This is a genomic window from Pseudomonas sp. R-28-1W-6, assembly GCF_009799925.1.
Lineage (GTDB): Bacteria > Pseudomonadota > Gammaproteobacteria > Pseudomonadales > Pseudomonadaceae > Aquipseudomonas.
Genome location: NZ_WELK01000001.1, coordinates 23,199 through 41,269 on the forward strand (window position 1 = coordinate 23,199; position 18,071 = coordinate 41,269).

The 18,071-nt window shown below is 69.5% G+C and carries 15 protein-coding genes; 9 read left to right on the top strand and 6 right to left on the bottom strand.

Features of this window, described 5'->3' with window-relative positions:
- Nucleotides 1-105: 105 nt before the first annotated feature.
- The 5 genes from F3I62_RS00110 to F3I62_RS00130 all read left to right on the top strand — a co-directional run bounded on the left by F3I62_RS00110 (nucleotide 106) and on the right by F3I62_RS00130 (nucleotide 5,609).
- Complete coding sequence (locus F3I62_RS00110) at nucleotides 106-987, top strand: LysR family transcriptional regulator (protein ID WP_160487669.1); 882 nt, start codon at nucleotides 106-108, stop codon at nucleotides 985-987.
- The gene (locus F3I62_RS00115; RefSeq protein WP_160487670.1) at nucleotides 984-2,138 is read left to right on the top strand and encodes a YbfB/YjiJ family MFS transporter; all 1,155 of its coding nucleotides are present in this window, start codon (nucleotides 984-986) and stop codon (nucleotides 2,136-2,138) included. The genes F3I62_RS00110 and F3I62_RS00115 overlap by 4 nt, the downstream gene beginning before the upstream one ends.
- Nucleotides 2,139-2,260: 122 nt before the next feature.
- Complete coding sequence (locus F3I62_RS00120) at nucleotides 2,261-4,189, top strand: DUF294 nucleotidyltransferase-like domain-containing protein (RefSeq protein WP_160487671.1); 1,929 nt, start codon at nucleotides 2,261-2,263, stop codon at nucleotides 4,187-4,189.
- The gene (locus tag F3I62_RS00125; RefSeq protein WP_160487672.1) at nucleotides 4,186-4,893 is read left to right on the top strand and encodes a PolC-type DNA polymerase III; all 708 of its coding nucleotides are present in this window, start codon (nucleotides 4,186-4,188) and stop codon (nucleotides 4,891-4,893) included. The genes F3I62_RS00120 and F3I62_RS00125 overlap by 4 nt, the downstream gene beginning before the upstream one ends.
- 92 nt (nucleotides 4,894-4,985) lie before the next feature.
- Nucleotides 4,986-5,609 carry a glutathione S-transferase gene (locus F3I62_RS00130; protein ID WP_160487673.1) on the top strand — a complete coding sequence of 208 codons (624 nt, stop codon included), beginning with the start codon at nucleotides 4,986-4,988 and terminating at the stop codon, nucleotides 5,607-5,609.
- A gap of 90 nt (nucleotides 5,610-5,699) precedes the next feature.
- Here F3I62_RS00130 and F3I62_RS00135 read toward each other — a convergent pair whose 3' ends face one another.
- From F3I62_RS00135 to F3I62_RS00160, 6 genes are all read right to left on the bottom strand, one after another.
- Nucleotides 5,700-6,005, bottom strand: a complete 306-nt coding sequence (locus F3I62_RS00135; RefSeq protein WP_218572676.1) for a hypothetical protein — start codon at nucleotides 6,003-6,005, stop codon at nucleotides 5,700-5,702.
- 116 nt (nucleotides 6,006-6,121) lie between these two features.
- Nucleotides 6,122-7,486: a cell envelope integrity protein CreD gene (gene creD / locus F3I62_RS00140; RefSeq protein ID WP_160487674.1), complete on the bottom strand. Its 1,365-nt coding sequence runs from the start codon at nucleotides 7,484-7,486 to the stop codon at nucleotides 6,122-6,124.
- Nucleotides 7,487-7,713: 227 nt separating this feature from the next.
- Nucleotides 7,714-8,148, bottom strand: a complete 435-nt coding sequence (locus F3I62_RS00145; RefSeq protein ID WP_160487675.1) for a CBS domain-containing protein — start codon at nucleotides 8,146-8,148, stop codon at nucleotides 7,714-7,716.
- A gap of 114 nt (nucleotides 8,149-8,262) precedes the next feature.
- Nucleotides 8,263-9,687 carry a two-component system sensor histidine kinase CreC gene (creC, locus tag F3I62_RS00150; protein ID WP_160487676.1) on the bottom strand — a complete coding sequence of 475 codons (1,425 nt, stop codon included), beginning with the start codon at nucleotides 9,685-9,687 and terminating at the stop codon, nucleotides 8,263-8,265.
- Nucleotides 9,687-10,367 (bottom strand): two-component system response regulator CreB, encoded by a 681-nt coding sequence (creB, locus tag F3I62_RS00155; RefSeq protein ID WP_160487677.1) that lies wholly within the window; start codon nucleotides 10,365-10,367, stop codon nucleotides 9,687-9,689. Before creB ends, creC begins: the two co-directional genes overlap by 1 nt.
- A gap of 74 nt (nucleotides 10,368-10,441) precedes the next feature.
- A complete protein-coding gene (locus F3I62_RS00160) occupies nucleotides 10,442-11,686 on the bottom strand; it encodes an HD-GYP domain-containing protein (RefSeq protein ID WP_160487678.1) in 1,245 nt (414 codons plus the stop codon).
- A gap of 153 nt (nucleotides 11,687-11,839) precedes the next feature.
- Here F3I62_RS00160 and F3I62_RS00165 point away from each other — a divergent pair, with 153 nt between their 5' ends.
- The 4 genes from F3I62_RS00165 to yccS all read left to right on the top strand — a co-directional run bounded on the left by F3I62_RS00165 (nucleotide 11,840) and on the right by yccS (nucleotide 17,912).
- Nucleotides 11,840-12,790 (top strand): acyltransferase, encoded by a 951-nt coding sequence (locus tag F3I62_RS00165; RefSeq protein WP_160487679.1) that lies wholly within the window; start codon nucleotides 11,840-11,842, stop codon nucleotides 12,788-12,790.
- Between the two features lie 36 nt (nucleotides 12,791-12,826).
- Complete coding sequence (dbpA, locus tag F3I62_RS00170; RefSeq protein ID WP_160487680.1) at nucleotides 12,827-14,203, top strand: ATP-dependent RNA helicase DbpA; 1,377 nt, start codon at nucleotides 12,827-12,829, stop codon at nucleotides 14,201-14,203.
- Between the two features lie 81 nt (nucleotides 14,204-14,284).
- Nucleotides 14,285-15,520 carry a diguanylate cyclase domain-containing protein gene (locus F3I62_RS00175; RefSeq protein WP_160487681.1) on the top strand — a complete coding sequence of 412 codons (1,236 nt, stop codon included), beginning with the start codon at nucleotides 14,285-14,287 and terminating at the stop codon, nucleotides 15,518-15,520.
- Between the two features lie 199 nt (nucleotides 15,521-15,719).
- Entirely contained in the window at nucleotides 15,720-17,912 is a 2,193-nt protein-coding gene (yccS, locus tag F3I62_RS00180; RefSeq protein WP_160487682.1) for a YccS family putative transporter, read from the top strand.
- Nucleotides 17,913-18,071 lie beyond the last annotated feature (159 nt).

The window sequence follows — 18,071 nt, forward strand, 5'->3', positions numbered from 1 at the left end:
CTCCCTGGCGGCGGAGGCCGCGGCGGGCCTCCAGGCTTGACCATCAAATCTCGAAAAGAGATGCTTGATAAAACATTATTCTTTTTTAGAGATTAATAGAAGTCCATGGATCTCTCGACGCTGAGCATTTTCCGCACCGTCGCCCTGGAGCAGAGCATCACCCGTGCCGCCCAGCGCCTGCAGCGCGTGCAGTCCAACGTGACCACGCGCATCCGCCAGCTGGAGGACGACCTCGGCGTGGCGCTGTTCCTTCGCGAAGGCAAGCGCATGACCCTGACCGAGCAGGGCCACGCGTTTCTCGCCTACGCCGAGCAGCTGCTGGCCCTGGCCGACGAAGCCCGCCAGGCCATGCACCCGCAGCAGCCGAGCGGCAGCCTGCGCCTGGGCAGCATGGAAAGCAGCGCGGCCAGCCGCCTGCCGGCCCCGCTGGCGCAGTTCCACCGCGAGCACCCGCAGGTCAGCCTGGAAGTCAGCACCGGACCCAGCCAGCCGCTGCTCGACGGGGTGCTGGCGCGGCGCCTGGATTGCGCGCTGATCGCCCAGCCGCGCACCTTCGCCGCCGGGCAGTGGCACGCCGAGGCGCTGCCTGCCGGGCTGGAGGCCGAGGCGGTGTTTGCCGAGGAACTGCTGCTGGTGCTGCCGGTCGACCAGCCGCCCGTGCGCGACCCGCAGGATGTGCGCCTGCGCACCCTGGCCGGCTTCACCCTGGGCTGCAGCTACCGGCAGATCGCCCAGAGCTGGCTGAACAGCACCGGGCCGGCCGTGCGCGTGCAGGAAGTCGGCTCCTACCACGCGATTCTCGCCTGCGTGGCCGCCGGCGCCTGCGTCGGCGTCCTGCCGCGCTCGCTGCTCGAACTGCTGCGCGAGCCGCCGGCGCTGCAGTGCGTGCCGCTGCTGAGCGTGGACACCCTGCTGGTCTGGCGCAGCGGCTACCGCAGTGCCGCCTTCGAGCGCTGGCGCAGCCTGCTGCACAGCGCCCGGGCATGAGCCGCGCCGCGCTGGCCGCCGCCCTGCTGCTGGCGGTCGGCATGGGCTTCGGCCGCTTCGCCTTCACCGGGCTCTACCCGCTGATGCTGGACGACGGCCTGCTCGACCTGCAGAGCGGCTCCCTGGCCGCCGCGGCCAACTACGCCGGCTACCTGCTCGGCGCCCTGCTGCTGACCCGCGCCCGCGACGAGCAGGCCGCCCGCCTGTGCCTGCTGGCCAGCGTCGGTACCCTGCTGGGCCTGGGCCTGATGGGCAGCCTGCAACAGCCGGCGGTGCTGCTCGGCGTGCGCTTCGGCGCCGGCCTGTGCAGCGCCCTGGCCCTGGTCGGCGCCTCGCTCTGGCTGCTGCACAGGCATGCCGAGCCGTGTGCCGCGCCGCTGCTGTTCGCCGGGGTCGGCCTGGGCATCCTGCTGTCCGCCGAGCTGCTGGCCGGCGGCCAGTACCTCGGCCTGCGCAGCCAGGCCCTGTGGTGGCTGCTGGCCGCCAGCGGCCTGCTGCTGTGCCTGCCGGTCTGGAGCCAGCTGCGCCGGCCACCGGCACGCTGCCGCGCCGCGCCCGGCCGGCTGAGCGGCGAGCACCCCGCCGAGCGACTGCCGCCGCGGCGCCTGGTGCTGGTCTACGGCCTGGCCGGCTTCGGCTACATCGTCACCGCCACCTACCTGCCGCTGTTGCTGCAGGGCAGCCTCGCCGGCATCGGCCCGCTGCAGGTGTGGGCGGCCTTCGGCCTCGGCGCGATGCCGTCGTGCTTCCTCTGGCACGCCCTGCACCAGCGCCTGGGCACGCGCCACAGCCTGGGCCTGAACCTGCTGCTGCAGGCGCTGGGCGTGGTCCTGCCGGCGCTCAGCCAGGCGCCCTGGGCCTGCCTGCTCAGCGCGCTACTGGTCGGCGGCACCTTCATGGGAACGGTGACCATCGCCATGCCGGCGGCTCGCGCCTGGACCGCGCAGGTGCGCTACAACATGCTGGCGAGCATGACCGCCGCCTACGGAGTCGGGCAGATCGCCGGGCCGCTGGTCGCCGCCGGCCTGTACCGGCTCGGCCTGGGCATGTCCCCGGCCCTGTTCGCCGCAGCGGCGGCCCTCGGCCTCGGCGCAGGCCTGTGCCTGCTCGCCGCGCAGGGCCAGGGCCAACAGCTGGAGGAGCCCGCCTGAGGCGGCGCGGCGGCCGCTCGACACCGTTCGGCGGCTCAGCCGCCCCTGCGACCTAGGTCCAATTGGCGCGGCGGGCACCCATGGCCGATGATGCTTGCATCACCGCCATCGGGACAGCCCGCATGCAGTCCAAGGAAAGCAGCGCCGCCGGCAAGACCGCCGTACTGCAGAACATCCACGGCACCATGGAGTTCCTGCGCAAGTACCCGCCGTTCAACCAGATGGACAGCGCCCAGCTGGCCTATCTGGTCGAGCACTGCCAGCTGCGCTTCTACGGCGCCGGCGAGAGCATCATCAAGCCCGCCGACGGCCCGGTGCAGCACTTCTACATCGTCAAGCAGGGCCTGGTGGTCGGCGAGCGCCCGCACTCGGCCAAACGCGGCAGCGAGACCACCTTCGAGATCGCCAGCGGCGAGTGCTTCCCGCTGGCCGCCCTGCTCGGCGAGCGCGCCACCCGCACCGAACACCTGGCCGGCGAGGACACCTTCTGCCTGCTGCTGGGCAAGGACGCCTTCGTCCGCCTGTTCAGCCAGTCCGCGCCGTTCCGCGACTTCGCCCTGCGCGGGGTGAGCAGCCTGCTCGACCAGGTCAACCAGCAGGTGCAGCTGCGCGCCGCGGAAAGCCTCGGCGCGCAGTACTCGCTGGACACCTCGCTGCGCGAACTGGCCATGCAGCAGCCGGTCGGCTGCAGGGCCGAAACACCGCTGCGCGAGGCGGTGCGGCGCATGCACGAGCAGCATGTCGGCAGCATCGTCATCACCGATGAAGGCAACCGCCCGCTGGGCATCTTCACCCTGCGCGACCTGCGCCGGGTGATCGCCGACGGCAGCTCGCTGGAGCAGCCGATCAGCGCGCTGATGACGCAGAAGCCCTTCCACCTGCCGCCCCAGGCCAGCGCCTTCGACGCCGCCCTGGCGATGACCGAGCGGCATATCGCCCACGTCTGCCTGGTCGAGCATGGCCAGCTGGTCGGCGTGGTCTCCGAGCGCGACCTGTTCTCCCTGCAGCGCGTCGACCTGGTGCACCTGGCGCGCACCATCCGCCATGCCGGCAAGGTCGAGACCCTGACTGCCCTGCGCAGCGACATCCGCCTGCTGGTCGAGCGCATGCTGGCCCACGGCGCCAGCTCGACACAGATCACCCAGCTGGTCACCCTGCTCAACGACCACACCGTGTGCCGGGTGATCGAGCTGTGCATCGAGGAGCTCGGCGACCCCGGTGTGCCATTCAGCTGGCTGTGCTTCGGCAGCGAGGGCCGCCGCGAGCAGACCCTGCACACCGACCAGGACAACGGCATCCTGTTCGACGCCGCCAGCAGCGCGGAGGCCGAGGCCATCCGCCAGCGCCTGCTGCCCCTGGCCCGGCGCATCAACCAGCAGCTGGCGCTATGCGGCTTCAGCCTGTGCCCGGGCAACATCATGGCCGGCAACCCCGAGCTGTGCCTGTCGCGCAGCGAGTGGGCGCGGCGCTTCAGCAGCTTCGTGCGTGAGGCCAGCCCGGAGAACCTGCTTGGCTCCAGCATCTACTTCGACCTGCGCGTGGTCTGGGGCGACGAGGACGGCGGCGAGCAACTGCGCGAGCAGCTGTTCGCAGAGATCCGCGATAACAGCCTGTTCCAGCGCATGCTGGCGGCCAACGCCCTGCAGCACCGCCCGCCGGTGGGGCGCTTCCGCGACTTCGTGGTGGCCCGCAGCGGCGCCGAGAAGGACACCCTCGACCTCAAGACCGAAGGCCTCACCCCCTTCGTCGATGGCGCGCGCCTGCTCGCCCTGGTTCACGGCGTGGCCGACTGCAACACCCAGCGGCGCTTCGCCGAACTGGTCGAGCACGGGGTGATCGACGCCCTCGACGGCGCCGCCTACGAGGAGGCCTACCACTTCATCCAGCAGACCCGCCTGCAGCTGCACCAGCAGCAGGCGCTGCAGGGCCTGCCGTTCTCCAACCGCCTCGACCCGGACAGCCTCAACCAGCTGGACCGGCGCATCCTGCGCGAGTCCTTCCGCCAGGCCCAGCGCCTGCAAGCCAGCCTGAGCCTGCGCTACCAGCTATGAACATCTTCAACTGGATCCGCCGCGACACCCCGCAACTGAGCGCAGCCCAGCAACAGCGCCTGGCCGCGCTGCCGGCGGCCGCGGCCCTGAGCGATGCGCCCCTGGCCAGGCAGCGCCTGGTGGTGCTCGACCTGGAAACCAGCGGCCTCAACCTGCAGCGCGACCAGCTGCTGGCGATCGGCGCGGTGGTGATCGAAGGCGGCGCCATCGACTTCAGCCAGCAGTTCGAATGCACCCTGCACCGCGCCGGGCACAAGGCCAGCGCCAGCACCCTGATCCACGGCATCGCGCCCAGCGCCATCGCCGCCGGCACCGACCCGGTCGAGGCGCTGCTGGCCTTCATGGAGTTCCTCGGCGACAGCCCGCTGCTGGCCTTCCACGCCGGCTTCGACCAGCACATGCTGGCCCGCGCCCTGCGCGAGAGCCTCGGCTACCGCCTGCGCCACGCCTTCCTCGATGTCGCCGAACTGGCACCGCTGCTGTGCCCGCAGCTGACCCTGCGCCGCGCCGGGCTGGACGACTGGCTGGCGCACTTCCACCTGCAAGCCGCCGAACGCCACAATGCCAGCGCCGATGCCCTGGCCACCGCCGAACTGGCGCTGATCCTGTTCAGCAAGGCGCGCCAGCAGCAGCTCGACAGCCTGCTGGCCCTCGACCAGCGCCTGCAGGGCTGGCGCCGCCGCCAGCGCATGCCGGCGATCTAGGCCGCAACACCCGCCTCTGGCCGGCCGCGCAGATTGCATTGCCCGGCACGAGCTGAGAGGCTCATGCGTACAGCCTGCCCAAGGAGCCGACCATGAGTACCATGACCCTGTTTCACTCGCCCACCTCGCCCTTCGTGCGCAAGGTCCTGGTGCTGCTGCACGAGACCGGCCAGACCGACCGCGTGGCCCTGCAGCCCGCCCAGCTCAGCCCGCTCAGCCCGGATGCCGGGGTGCTCGAAAGCAACCCGGCCGGCAAGATTCCCGCCCTGCGCCTGGCCGATGGCACGGTGCTGCACGACAGCCGGGTGATCCTCGACTACCTCGACCAGCAGCATGTCGGCGACCCGCTGATTCCGCCCGGCGGCCACGCCCGCTGGCGGCGCCTGACCCTGGCCTCGCTGGCCGATGCGGTGCTCGATGCCGCCGTGCTGATCCGCTACGAGACCTTCCTGCGCCCGGCGGACAAGCGCTGGGATGCCTGGATTGCCGCGCAGCAGGAGAAGATCGAGCGGGCCCTGGCCAGCTTCGAGCGGGAAGCCATCGCCGAACTGAGCAGCCACTTCGACATCGCCGCCCTCAGCCTGGCCTGCGCCCTTGGCTACCTCGACCTGCGCCAGCCCGAACTGGACTGGCGCCAGCGCTACCCGGGGCTGGCCGCCTGGTACGCCGACGTCAGCCAGCGGCCGTCGATGCGGGCGACCGAACCGGCGGCCTGAACGCCGGGGCGCGCCGCGGAAACAGGCCGGCGATGCGCCGCGCCAGCAGGTGCCCCTGGCGCGCCTCCTCGCGCAGGCCGAGATGCCCGCTCATCGCACGTACCACAGGCGGAAGAAGCCGGCCGCCAGCAGCAGGGCGACCTGGGCCAGGCCCGCACACAGTTGCAGGAAGGACTGCACATGGGCATTGGCGGCGGCGCCGGGGATACCGGTCAGCTCGCTCCAGAAGGCCTCCGGCAACAACGCCAGGGCCAGGCTGGCCATCGGCTTGCCGCTCAGGTCGAGGCCGTGGATCAGGTCGAACTGGCCGAAGAACATCAGGCCGATCAGGAGCACCCCGGCCACCACCAGGCCGAGGGCGAAACAGGCGGAAAACTGCATCAGTAAACGGATCATCGTGAACTCCTTGGAGCCTGGTACCGGTCTTGTTGTGGCATCGGCAGAGGGCGCCTCTGGTCATCGCCCAGGGCGCACCGGGCCGGGCGCGGAACTCTTGGTGCGCACGGCGCACCCTACGAGAGATCCGCGCCAGGTTCTTGGAGGGCGGCAGGCTTGCCAATGCCGTACCAGTCCAGCTTGCGGGTCAGCACCATCACGCTGGCGAGCAGCCCGAAGACCAGCAGCGAGCCCATCAGCAGGGCGTAGTCCTCGGCGCTGAGCAGGGCGTAGAGCATTGCGTACAGCGCCGCCAGGCCGGCGGTGAAACCGGCGCCGCGCAGCCAGCTGTGCAGCACGTGGCTGACGTAGAAGCCGATCAGCAGCACGCAGGCCGTGGCGGCCAGGGCGTAGGCCCGGGCGAAGTCCAGGTGCTCGGCCAGCGACAGCAGCAACAGGTAGAAGAACGCCAGCGACAGGCCGACCAGGCCGTACTGCACCGGGTGCACGGCCAGGCGCTTGAGCACCTCGAAGAGGAAGAAGCCGGCGAAGGTCAGGGCGATGAACAGCAGGGCGTACTTGATCGCCCGGTCGCTCTTCAGGTACTGGTCCACCGGGTCGACGAAGCTGACGCCGAAATGGCGCCCCTGGAAGGCCTGGCACTCGCCGCCGCCCACGCAGTCGGCGAGGGCCTCCTCCAGGTTGGTGGCGAAGAAGCTGGTCTGCCAGCTCGCGCTGAAACCGTCCTGGCGGATCTCGCGCTCGCTCGGCAGGTACTCGCCGACGAAGCTCGGGTGCGGCCAGTCGGCCTTGAGCTCGACCCGGCTGTCGCGCCCGACCGGGGTCACGTCGAGCTGGCCGGTGCCCTGCAGCAGCAGGTCGAAGGCATATTCCAGGCGCTGCGCCTTGGCCGGGTCGAGGGCCGGCAGCGGTGCATGCACGCCGGCGCCGAGCAGGCTGTCGGCGCTGCCCGGCTGGAAGGCCAGGGTCTGGCCGTTGAGCTGCAGCTTGAGGTCGTTCTTGATGCCGCGGATATCGCTGATGCCGACGGCGAGGAACGGCGCCTCGAAGCGGTAGTCGGCGAAGTCTTCGCTGATGCCGAACTGTGCCGGCAGCTCGAAATGGCCGCCGATGCGATTGTTGCTGTGGTACAGGCGCGCCTGGTAGATGCCGCGGGCCCGCAGTTCGGTGGTGACCTCGCCGCCCATGACGAAGCGCTCGGGCAGGAAGTACAGGCGCCCGCGCTCCTCGCTTTCCTCCAGGTAGCGCTGGCCGGTCTTGGCGTGGGTCTTCCACTGGCGCAGGGTCTTGCGGTACGGCTGCACCAGCAGCGGGCCGGTCAGTTGCTGGTTGTAGCTGGAGCTGCGGGCGATGTCCTGCAGCACCTCGTCGCGCAGGCCCTGCCGCTCCTCGATCATGCCGTCGATCATGACGATGGGGATCATCAGCAGGATGATCAGCAGGGCGATCAGCCCCAGCTTGATGGCAAGGCTTCGGTTCATGGTGGGACTCTCCGGGGGTGAATGTGGGGGAGAGTCTGGTGTGCGTCTGTGGCGCGCGAATGCGGCGAAAATGGAGAACGTGTGGAGTTTGTGTGGTGCGCTGGAGGCTGTCGGGACTTCTGTGGGAGCGGCTTCAGCCGCGATGCTCTTGGGGTGAAGGACATCGCGGCTGAAGCCGCTCCGACAACAGCAGACCCGGCTGACGGCCAGCCGGCAGCAGATCCGGCTTACTCGCCGCGGATGTACTGCTCCAGCTGCTGGATCAGGCTGGCCTGCTCGGCGATGGTCTGCTTGACCAGATCGCCGATCGACAGCAGGCCGATCAGCTCGCCCTCGGCCAGCACCGGCAGGTGGCGCAGATGGCGGTCGGTCATCAGCTGCATGCACTGCTGGGTGGTATGCCGCGGGCCGACGGTGATCACGTCGGCGGTCATGATCTCGCGCACCTTGGCGCTGAAGGCCGAACGCTCCAGCAGCGCCACCTTGCGCGCATAGTCGCGCTCGCTGACGATCCCGGCCAGGCGGCCGTTCTCCAGCACCACCAGGGCGCCGATGCCCTTTTCCGCCATCAGTTGCATGGCCTCGAGCACCGAGTCGTCGGGCGCGACGCTGTAGACGAGGGCATGCGGCTTGGATCTGAGGATTTCGGCAACGGATTTCATGCGGTTCGTGCTCCCTGGGCTTTAGCTAGATGTTGTAGCAGAGCCGGCGCCATTCAACGACCCCCATCGGCCACCAGGGGCTCGCCGAGTGATCCCGGCGACGCTTTGCCGCGGCTAGGCCGGCGGCAGCAGCAGGCTCACGACCACCCCGCCGTCGGCATTGCCGACGTGCAGTTCGCCGCCGTGCAGCTGGGCCACTTCCTGCACGAAGTTGAGCCCCAGGCCGGTGCTCTTGCGCCCGCTGGCCGGGCGCGGCAGCGAGTAGAAGCGCTCGGTCAGGCGTGCCAGCGCGTACTCGGGAATGGCCGGGCCCTGGTTGTACAGGCGCAGCGCCAGGTGGCCGTCCTGCATTTCGGCGCGAAACTGCAGCAGGCCGCCGGGCGGGGTGAAGTCGAGGGCGTTATCCAGCAGGTTGGCGATGGCCTGGCGCAGCAGGAACCGCTCGCCGCTGACCGCCAGCCCGGCGGCGATGCGGTTGTCCAGGCGCAGGCCGGCCGCCTCGATGCGCGCCGCCTGGCCGCGCAGCAGCTCCTCGACCAGCTCGCGCAGGGCCACGGGCACGCGCTCCTCCAGGCCCTGGCGCTGTTCGACCAGGGCCAGGTTGAGCAGGCGCTCGATCAGTTGCTGCAGGCGCGCGCCCTCGCTGGCGATATTGGCCACGAAACGCTGGCGCTGCTCGGCCGGCATCTCGCCCTCGAGCAGCTCGGCAGCGCCGCGGATGGCCGCCAGCGGGCTCTTCAGCTCGTGGGTCAGGGTATGCACGTACTGCTCGACATAGGCCTTGCCCTCCAGCTCGGTGCGCATCTTCTGCACCGCGCTGGCCAGCTGGGTCAGCTCGCCGCCGCGCAGCGCCGGCAGCTCGGCGCGCTGGCCCTGGCTGACCGCCTGGGCGTAGCGGGTGAGCTTGCGCAGCGAGCCGCTGAGCCACCAGGACAGCACCCCGCCGATCAGCAGGCCGAGGCCGATCAGGCCGGCGCCGAGCCAGCCGAGGCGGCGCTGCGAACGCTCGATATAGGGCTGCAGCGACTTGTTCGGCTTGGCCACCGAGACCACGCCGATGATCCGCTCGCCGTCGCGGATCGGCGCGGCCACGTACATCACCGAGCTGTCCTCGTCGGCCGGGTCCTCGCGGGTCGAGCGGGCACCGTACTGGCCGCGCAGGGTCAGGTAGACATCGTTCCAGCGCGAGTAGTCCTGGCCCAGGGCCGCGCCGCTGGAGTCGAGCAGGACAATGCCGCGGGCGTCGGTGACATAGATGCGGTGATTGACCGCGCTCTTCTCCACGCCCCAGATCTGCGCCTGCGGCTGGCGCTGGCCGTAGGCCTTGAGCAGCGCGGGCAGGCGGCTCTGCGCCAGGCTGCCGGCCTTGACCTCGTCACGCAGGATCTCGGCCAGCAGGTTGGCGGTGTCGACCAGGGTTTCCTCGGTGCTCTGGCGCACGCCGGGACGGATCTCGTCCATCACCGTGCTCAGCACGAACCAGCCGGCCAGGCCGACGAAGAGGAAATACACCAGGAAGATCCGTGCGCCGAGCGGCATCAGACCAGCCTCAGGCTGTAGCCCAGCCCGCGATGGGTCTGGATCGGCTCGGCATCGGCGGCCACCTGGCGCAGCTTGGCGCGCAGGCTCTTGATATGACTGTCGATGTTGCGCTCGTAGCCGGCATCCGCCGCCACGCCGACGCCATCGAGCAGTTGCTCGCGGGAGAACACCCGCTCCGGCTGGCCGAGCAGGGTCTGCAGCAGGCGGAACTCGTGGCGGGTCAGGCCGAGCAACTGGCCGTGGTAGTGGATCTGTACCCGTTCGGCATCCAATAGGAACGGACCGTTCGCAGCCGCGACCGGGACGGTCACGCGCGGTGCCATGCGCTTGAGGATGGCCTTGACCCGCGCCGCCACCTCGCGCGGGCTGAACGGCTTGACCACATAGTCGTCGGCGCCGATCTCCAGGCCGACCACCCGATCGATCTCGGCGTCGCGCGCGGTGAGGAAGATCACCGGCACCTCGGAGAAGCGCCGCAAGCGCTTGCAGGCCTCGAAGCCGCTGATGTCGGGCAGGCCGACATCGAGGATCAGCAGATCCGCCGGGCTGCGCTGCTGCAGCGCCAGGGCCGCCTCGGCCAGTTGCAGCCAGGTGGTCGCATAGCCCTCGGCCTGCAGGGCATAGATGAGGGTATCGGCGATCGCCGCTTCGTCTTCGACTATCAGGATATGCGACATGGCGTCCGTGCGGGCAAGGGCTGTAGGCGGCAACGGTGCCGCAGCGCCGCGCACAGGTCAATCCGCCACGCGCGTCAGTCGAAGTACGAGCCCTTGCGCGCCGGGATGCCCGACCAGAGTTCCTCGATGTGCTTGAAGCCCCAGTCCTCGGCCGACTCGCGCCCGACTATCTTGTCGCGGCCGGCCAGCTTGGCCAGGTCGAGCACTTCCTGGGCGATCGGCACCTTCGAGCGGGCGGAGAAGAACACCTTGACCCGCGGCGTCAGCAGCGACTTCTCGTGCTGTTCCATGACCACCCCGAGGCGGCCGCTTTCCAGGCGCACCAGGGCGCCGACCGGGTAGATGCCAACCGACTTGACGAAGGCCTGGAACAGCTTGTCGTCGAAGTGGCCCTTCCACTCGGCCATCTTGCGGATCGCCTCGGCCGGGTCCCAGCCCTGCTTGTACGGGCGGTCCGAGGTGATGGCGTCGTACACGTCGCAGATCGCGCCCATGCGCGCGAACAGGCTGATCTGCTCGCCGAGCAGGCGATGCGGGTAGCCGCTGCCGTCGTACTTCTCGTGGTGGTGCAGGCACACGTCGAGCACCAGCGCGCTGACCTGCGGGATGTCGCGCAGCATGCGCCCGCCGGCCTCGGGGTGGCCGCGCATGGTGGCGAACTCGGCGTCGGTGAGCTTGCCCGGCTTGTTGAGGATGGCATCGGCAATCGCCATCTTGCCGATGTCGTGCAGCAGCCCGGCCATGCCCGCCTCGCGCACCTGCTCCTCGGCCAGGCCAAGCTGGCGGGCCAGGGCGATCATCAGCGCGCACACCGCCACCGAGTGCATGTAGGTGTATTCGTCGCTGGTCTTCAGCCGCGCCAGGCTGATCAGCGCATCGGGGTGGCGCAGCACCGAGTCGGCGATTTCCTCGACCAGCCCACCGGCATTGGCCAGCGTCACCGCCTGGCCCATGCGCGCGTCGCGGAACATCTCGACCACCGCCGCCTTGGACTGCGCGCACAGGCGCAGGGCGCGCGACACTTCCTGCGCCAGGTCGACCCGCGCCGGGGCGGTCATGCTCTCCACGGCCAGCAGGCGCGCCTCGGTTTCCGCCGCGACCTCGGCCACCGTGCGGCTGGGCTGGCCGGGCGCCACGTCGACCCCGCGGCTGACGTCGATCCACACCTCGCCGATCTCGCTGGCGTGGATGCGCAGCAGGTCGCGGTCGTTGTCGAGCAGGAAGCGGCCCTTCCAGAACGGGTGATCCATCCATGAGCCGCAGAATTCGTGGATATACATGCCGAGGCACAACTCGGAGACCGCAATACGCTTAAGCACGCTGGACGCTGACCGCAGGAAAGTAAAAGTGGCGGCCGCCATCATAGGCGATGGCTCCGGGTTAAGGGCAGGTTGAGATCAGCCGGGGCATGCACACAGCCGGTAGACGGACGGTTATGATGGCGCCACTTCCCCTGGCGACCGGGACTTGCCATGCGTCGACTGCTTCGTGCCGGCAGCATCCTCCTGCTGCTCCTGCTCAACACCCTGATCCTGATCGGCCCGCTGCTGCTGATTGCCCTGCTCAAGCTGGCCGCGCCCAATCGGCGCCTGCGCAACCAGTGTTCGCGCGGGGTGATGTGGGTCGCCGAGACCTGGGCGGAAATCGACAAGCTGATCTTCGCCCTGCTCACCCCCACCGTCTGGGATATCCGCGGCGGCGAGGGGCTGAGTGCAGAACGTTCCTACCTGGTGGTGAGCAACCACCAGTCCTGGGTCGACATCCCGGCGCTGGTCCAGGCGTTCAACCGCAAGACGCCCTACTTCAAGTTCTTCCTCAAGCAGGAGCTGGTCTGGGTGCCGTTCCTCGGCCTGGCCTTCTGGGCGCTCGACTACCCCTTCATGAAGCGCTACTCCAAGGCCTACCTGGCCCGCAACCCGCACATGCAGGGCAAGGACCTGGCGATCACCAAGGCCGCCTGCGAACGCTTCAAGGACCTGCCGGTGACCGTGGTCAACTTCCTGGAAGGCACCCGCTGCACCCCGCTCAAGCAGGCCCAGCAGGGCTCGCCCTACCAGCACCTGCTCAAGCCCAAGGCCGGCGGCGTGGCCTTCACCCTGGCCGCGCTCGGCCCGCAGCTGGATGCCCTGCTCGACGTCACCCTGGTCTACCCTGGCAACCGCGCGCCCGGCTTCTGGGCGCTGATCAGCGGCCAGGTGGCGAAGATCATCGTCGACATCCAGACCCGCGAGCTGGACCCGGCGCTGTGGGCCGGCGACTACCAGGGCGACGCCGAATTCCGCCAGTCGGTGCAGGCCTGGGTCAGCCAGCTGTGGCAGGACAAGGACGCCCGCATCGGCCAGCTCAAGGCGCAGCTGCAGGCCCCGGGCGACGCACGGCAGGCTGCGGCGGATTTCCCGCGGGGCAGCGCCGGCGGCGCCTGATACACTGCGCGGCATTCCTATTTGCAGGTCCCCGCCGTGAACACCGCCTTCGCTTCCTTGCCCCTTTCCGCCGCCACCCTGGCCAACCTCGACGCCCTCGGCTATGCCGAGATGACGCCGATCCAGGCCCAGAGCCTGCCGGTCATCCTCAAGGGCCAGGACCTGATCGCCCAGGCCAAGACCGGCAGCGGCAAGACCGCGGCCTTCGGCATCGGCCTGCTGGCGCCGCTCAACCCGCGCTTCTTCGGCTGCCAGGCGCTGGTGCTGTGCCCGACCCGCGAGCTGGCCGACCAGGTGGCCAAGGAGCTGCGCCGCCTGGCCCGCGCCGCCGACAACATCAAGATCCTCACCCTCTGCGGCGGCGTGCCGTTCGGCCCGCAGATCGGCTCGCTGGAGCACGGCGCCCACGTCATCGTCGGCACCCCGGGGCGCATTCAGGAACACCTGAAGAAGGGCACCCTCAAGCTCGACGGCCTCAACACCCTGGTCCTCGACGAAGCCGACCGCATGCTCGACATGGGCTTCTACGACAGCATCGCCGAAATCATCAACCAGACCCCGGCCAAGCGGCAGACCCTGCTGTTCTCCGCCACCTACCCGGCCGGCATCAAGCAGCTCAGCGCGAGCTTCATGCGCGACCCGCAGCAGGTCAAGGTCGAGGCCCTGCACGACGATGCGCAGATCGAGCAGCGCTTCTACGAGATCGCCCCCGAGCAGCGCATGGACGCCGTGCTCAGGCTGCTGGGCAGCTACCGCCCGGAATCCTGCGTGGCCTTCTGCTTCACCAAGCAGCAGTGCCAGGAACTGGTCGAGCACCTGACGGCCAACGGCATTTCCGCCGCCGCGCTGAACGGCGATCTGGAGCAGCGCGACCGTGACCAGGTGCTGGCGATGTTCGCCAACCGCAGCCTGTCGGTGCTGGTGGCCACCGACGTGGCGGCGCGCGGCCTGGATATCGATGCCCTGGACATGGTGATCAACGTCGAACTGGCGCGTGATGCGGAAATCCACATCCACCGGGTCGGCCGTACCGGCCGCGCCGGCGCCAAGGGCCTGGCCATGAGCCTGGTGGCCCCGGCCGAAGGCCATCGCGCCCAGGCCATCGAGACCCTGCAGAAGAGCCCGCTGAACTGGCACCCGCTGGGCAGCCTCAAGGCCAAGAGCGGCGAGCCGCTGCAGCCGCCGATGGTCACCCTGTGCATCGGCGCCGGGCGCAAGGAGAAGCTGCGCCCCGGCGACATCCTCGGCGCCCTCACCGGCGAGGCCGGCCTGCCCGGCGCGAAGATCGGCAAGATCGCCCTGTTCGACTACCAGGCCTTCGTCGCCGTCGAGCGCGACGTCGCCAAGCAGGCGCTCAAGCGTCTCAACGAAGGCAAGATCAAGGGCCGCTCGCTGCGCGTGCGCGTGCTCTAGGAACCGGTCTAGGACAGCGCCGCGCGTGCCTCGATGGGCGGCACTGTGCCATCATCGAAGCCGATCGTCATGGAGGTCGTCGTGCGCAATATCCTGGTAGTCGAAGACAGCCCGCTGGTGCTGAAGATCCTCGAACACCTGTTCCGCCAGGAACCCCAGCTGCAGCCGCTGTTCTGCGCCTCCCTGGGCGAGGCCCAGGTGCTGCTGGAAACCTCGGCGAACCTGTTCTTCGCCGCCATCGTCGACCTCAACCTGCCGGATGCGCCGGATGGCGAGATCGTCGACCTGGTGCTGCACTACCACCTGCCCTGCATCGTGCTGTCCGGCTCGTACAACGAACAGCGCCGCGACGAGCTGCTGCTCAAGGGCGTGGTCGACTACGTGCTCAAGGAGAGCCAGCACTCCTACGAGTTCGCCTTCCGCCTGCTGCACCGCCTGGAGCGCAACAGCCAGGTGAAGATCCTGGTCGCCGAGGACTCCGAGGCCACCCGCCACTTCATCCGCCGCGTGCTCAGCCCGCACCAGTACCAGATCATCGATGCCGAGGACGGCAACGAGGCCCTGCGCATCCTCCACGAGCAGCCGGACATCGACCTGTTCCTGGTCGACCACAGCATGCCGGGCATCAGCGGCTTCGACCTGGTCAAGCTGCTGCGGCAGAAGATGAGGCGCCACGAGCTGATCATCCTCGGCCTGTCCGCCGACGCCAAGGGCTCGCTCAGCGCCAAGTTCATCAAGCACGGCGCCGACGACTTCCTGCGCAAGCCGTTCTGCCCGGAAGAACTCAACTGCCGGGTGATGTCGACCCTGGAACGGCGCGACATGCTGCACGCGCTGAAGCAGGCGGCGCTGTTCGACTCGCTGACCGGGCTGTACAACCGCCGCGCCTTCTACGAACAGGGCGAGCAGCTGTTCCAGCAGGCCCAGCGCGGCGGCCAGCCGCTCAGCGTGGCGATGCTCGACCTGGACTTCTTCAAGGCGATCAACGACGAGCACGGCCACGCCAGCGGCGACACCGCCCTGGTCGGCTTCGCCCGCTGCCTGCGCGAGGCCTTGCCCGACACCCTGCTCGGCCGCCTCGGCGGCGAGGAGTTTGCCCTGGTCAGCCACCTCGACGGCCCCGGCCTGGCGGCCGGCCTCGACCGGCTGCGCGACGCCTGCGCCCGGCTCAGGTACGCCCCGGGCGCGCCGCCGCTGTCGTTCAGCGCCGGGATCTACCACGGCGCCCCGGACGACCTGGAAAGCCTGCTGCACCAGGCCGACATCCGCCTGTACCAGGCCAAGCGCAGCGGCCGCGGGCGCAGCCTGCACAACTGAGTGACCGGGCCAGCCCGGCTCCCCCAGCCGGGCATCGCGCAGCCGAATCCGCGCCTGCGCCAGCGGCCGATCAGCGCACACAAGCGGCTGCTATTTTTGCCCGAGCGGTCGCTAGAATGGTGCCTCGCCGGCGCCAGCCACCGTCTTTCCCCTGTGACCCCATCCACTGTTCGATCACCCGGCGGGTAGCCGTTCGCCCATGCCTTCATCGCTGAATCTGACCCTGCGCAGCCTGTGGGCGCGCGAAAAGTTCACCTACGGGATCCGCGTGTTCATCGCCCTGGCCGGCTCCATGGCGCTGTGCTGGTACCTGGACCGCATCGCCTTCGTCATCCCGCTGTTCCTCGGCTGCATCGCCAGTGCCCTGGCCGAGAGCGACGACCACTGGCGCGGCCGCCTGCAGGCCCTGCTGGTGACCCTGCTGTGCTTCGCCGCCACCGCCACCGCCGTGCAGCTGCTGTTCCCCTACCCCTGGCTGTTCGGCGCCGGCCTGGCCCTGGCGGCCTTCGCCATGACCCTGCTCGGCGGCATCGGCGAACGCTATGCGGCGGTGGCCTCGGCCACCCTGATCCTGGCGATCTACACCGCCATCGGCCTGGAACACCGCGGCGGCGCCCTGGGCAGCTTCTGGCAGGAGCCGCTGCTGCTGATCGCCGGCGCCGCCTGGTACGGCGTGCTCGGGGTGATCTGGAGCGCGCTGTTCAGCCAGCAGCCGGTGCAGCAGGCGCTGGCGCGGGTGTTCATCGAGCTGGGCGCCTACCTGCGCCTGAAGGCCTCGCTGTTCGAGCCGCTGCGCCAACTCGACGTGGAGGGCCGGCGCCTGCAGCTGGCGCAGCAGAACGGCCGGGTGGTCAGCGCGCTGAACCAGGCCAAGGAGATCATCCTCAACCGCATGAGCCGCAAGCGCAGCGGGCAGAAGACCAACCGCTACCTCAAGCTGTACTTCATTGCCCAGGACATCCACGAGCGCGCCAGCTCCTCGCACTACCCGTACAACGCCCTAGCCGAGGCCTTCTTCCACAGCGACGTGATGTTCCGCTGCGGCCGCCTGATCAGCCAGCAGGGCAAGGCCTGCCAGGCCCTCGGCACGGCCATCCGCATGCGCCAGCCGTTCGACTACAACGACAACAGCCAGGCCATGGCCGACCTCGACACCTCGATGGCCTACCTGCGCGAGCAGAACAACCCGGCCTGGCGCCGCCTGCTGCGCTCGCTGAACGCCCTGGCCGGCAACCTGGCCACCCTGGAACGCAAGCTGGCCAGCGCGAGCAACCCGGATGCCCTGGCCGACGAGCAGGACAGCAGCCTGCTCGACCGCTCGCCGCAGAGCCTGAAGGACGCCTTCGAGCGCCTGCGCCTGCATTTCTCGCCGACCTCGCTGGTGTTCCGCCACGCCCTGCGCCTGTCCGTGGCCCTGGCCGCCGGCTACGGCCTGCTGCACTGGGTGCACCCGCAGCAGGGCTACTGGATCCTGCTGACCACCCTGTTCGTCTGCCGGCCCAGCTACGGCGCCACCCGCCTGCGCCTGGTGCAGCGGGTCGGCGGCACCCTGCTCGGCCTGGTCGCGGGCTGGGCGCTGATCAGCCTGTTCCCCGAGCCGCTGCTGCAGTCGCTGTTCGCCGTGGTCGCCGGGGTGGTGTTCTTCACCAACCGGGTCGACCGCTACACCCTGGCCACCAGCGCCATGACCCTGGTGGTGGTGCTGTGCTTCAACCAGGTCAGCGACGGCTATGCGCTGATCTGGCCGCGCCTGGTGGATACCCTGCTGGGCACGCTGATCGCAGGCCTGGCGGTGTTCTTCATCCTGCCGGACTGGCAGGGGCGCAAGCTCAACCAGGTGCTGGCCAACACCCTCAGCAGCAACGGCCGCTACCTGCTGCAGATCATGCAGCAGTACGAGTCCGGCAAGCGCGACGACCTGAGCTACCGCCTGGCCCGGCGCAACGCACACAACGCCGACGCGGCGCTGTCGACCACCCTGTCCAACATGCTCATGGAGCCCGGCCACTTCCGCAAGGACGCCGAGACCGGCTTCCGCTTCCTGGTCCTGTCGCACACCCTGCTCAGCTACCTGTCCGGCCTCGGCGCGCACCGCGAGACGCTCGCCGACGATGCCAGCGACGCCCTGCACGACCGCGCCGTGGCGCATATCAGCGCGACCCTCGAAGACATCGCCGGCTGCCTGCGCGACAACCGCCCGGTGGCGGTGTACAGCGAGACCGACCAGGCCCTGGCCGAGGAGCTGGAGCAGCTGCCCGAGGACATGGACGAAGGCCACCGCCTGGTGCAGGTGCAGCTCGGCCTGATCTGCCGCCAGCTCGCCCCGCTGCGCACCCTGCTCGCCCACCTGCAGCAACGGCAGCCGGAACCCGCGCCGACCAAGGCGGCCTGAGCCCTACGTCCCTGAGCCGTAGGATGGATGACGCTTCACCCATCCACCAAGACGCCGCACGGTGGACGAACAGAGCGTCGTCCCCCCTACGAAAGCCCTGTCCCGGTCACCCGACGACAGCGCGCAAGGGCAGCGGCACTTTCCGCTAGAATGCGCGCC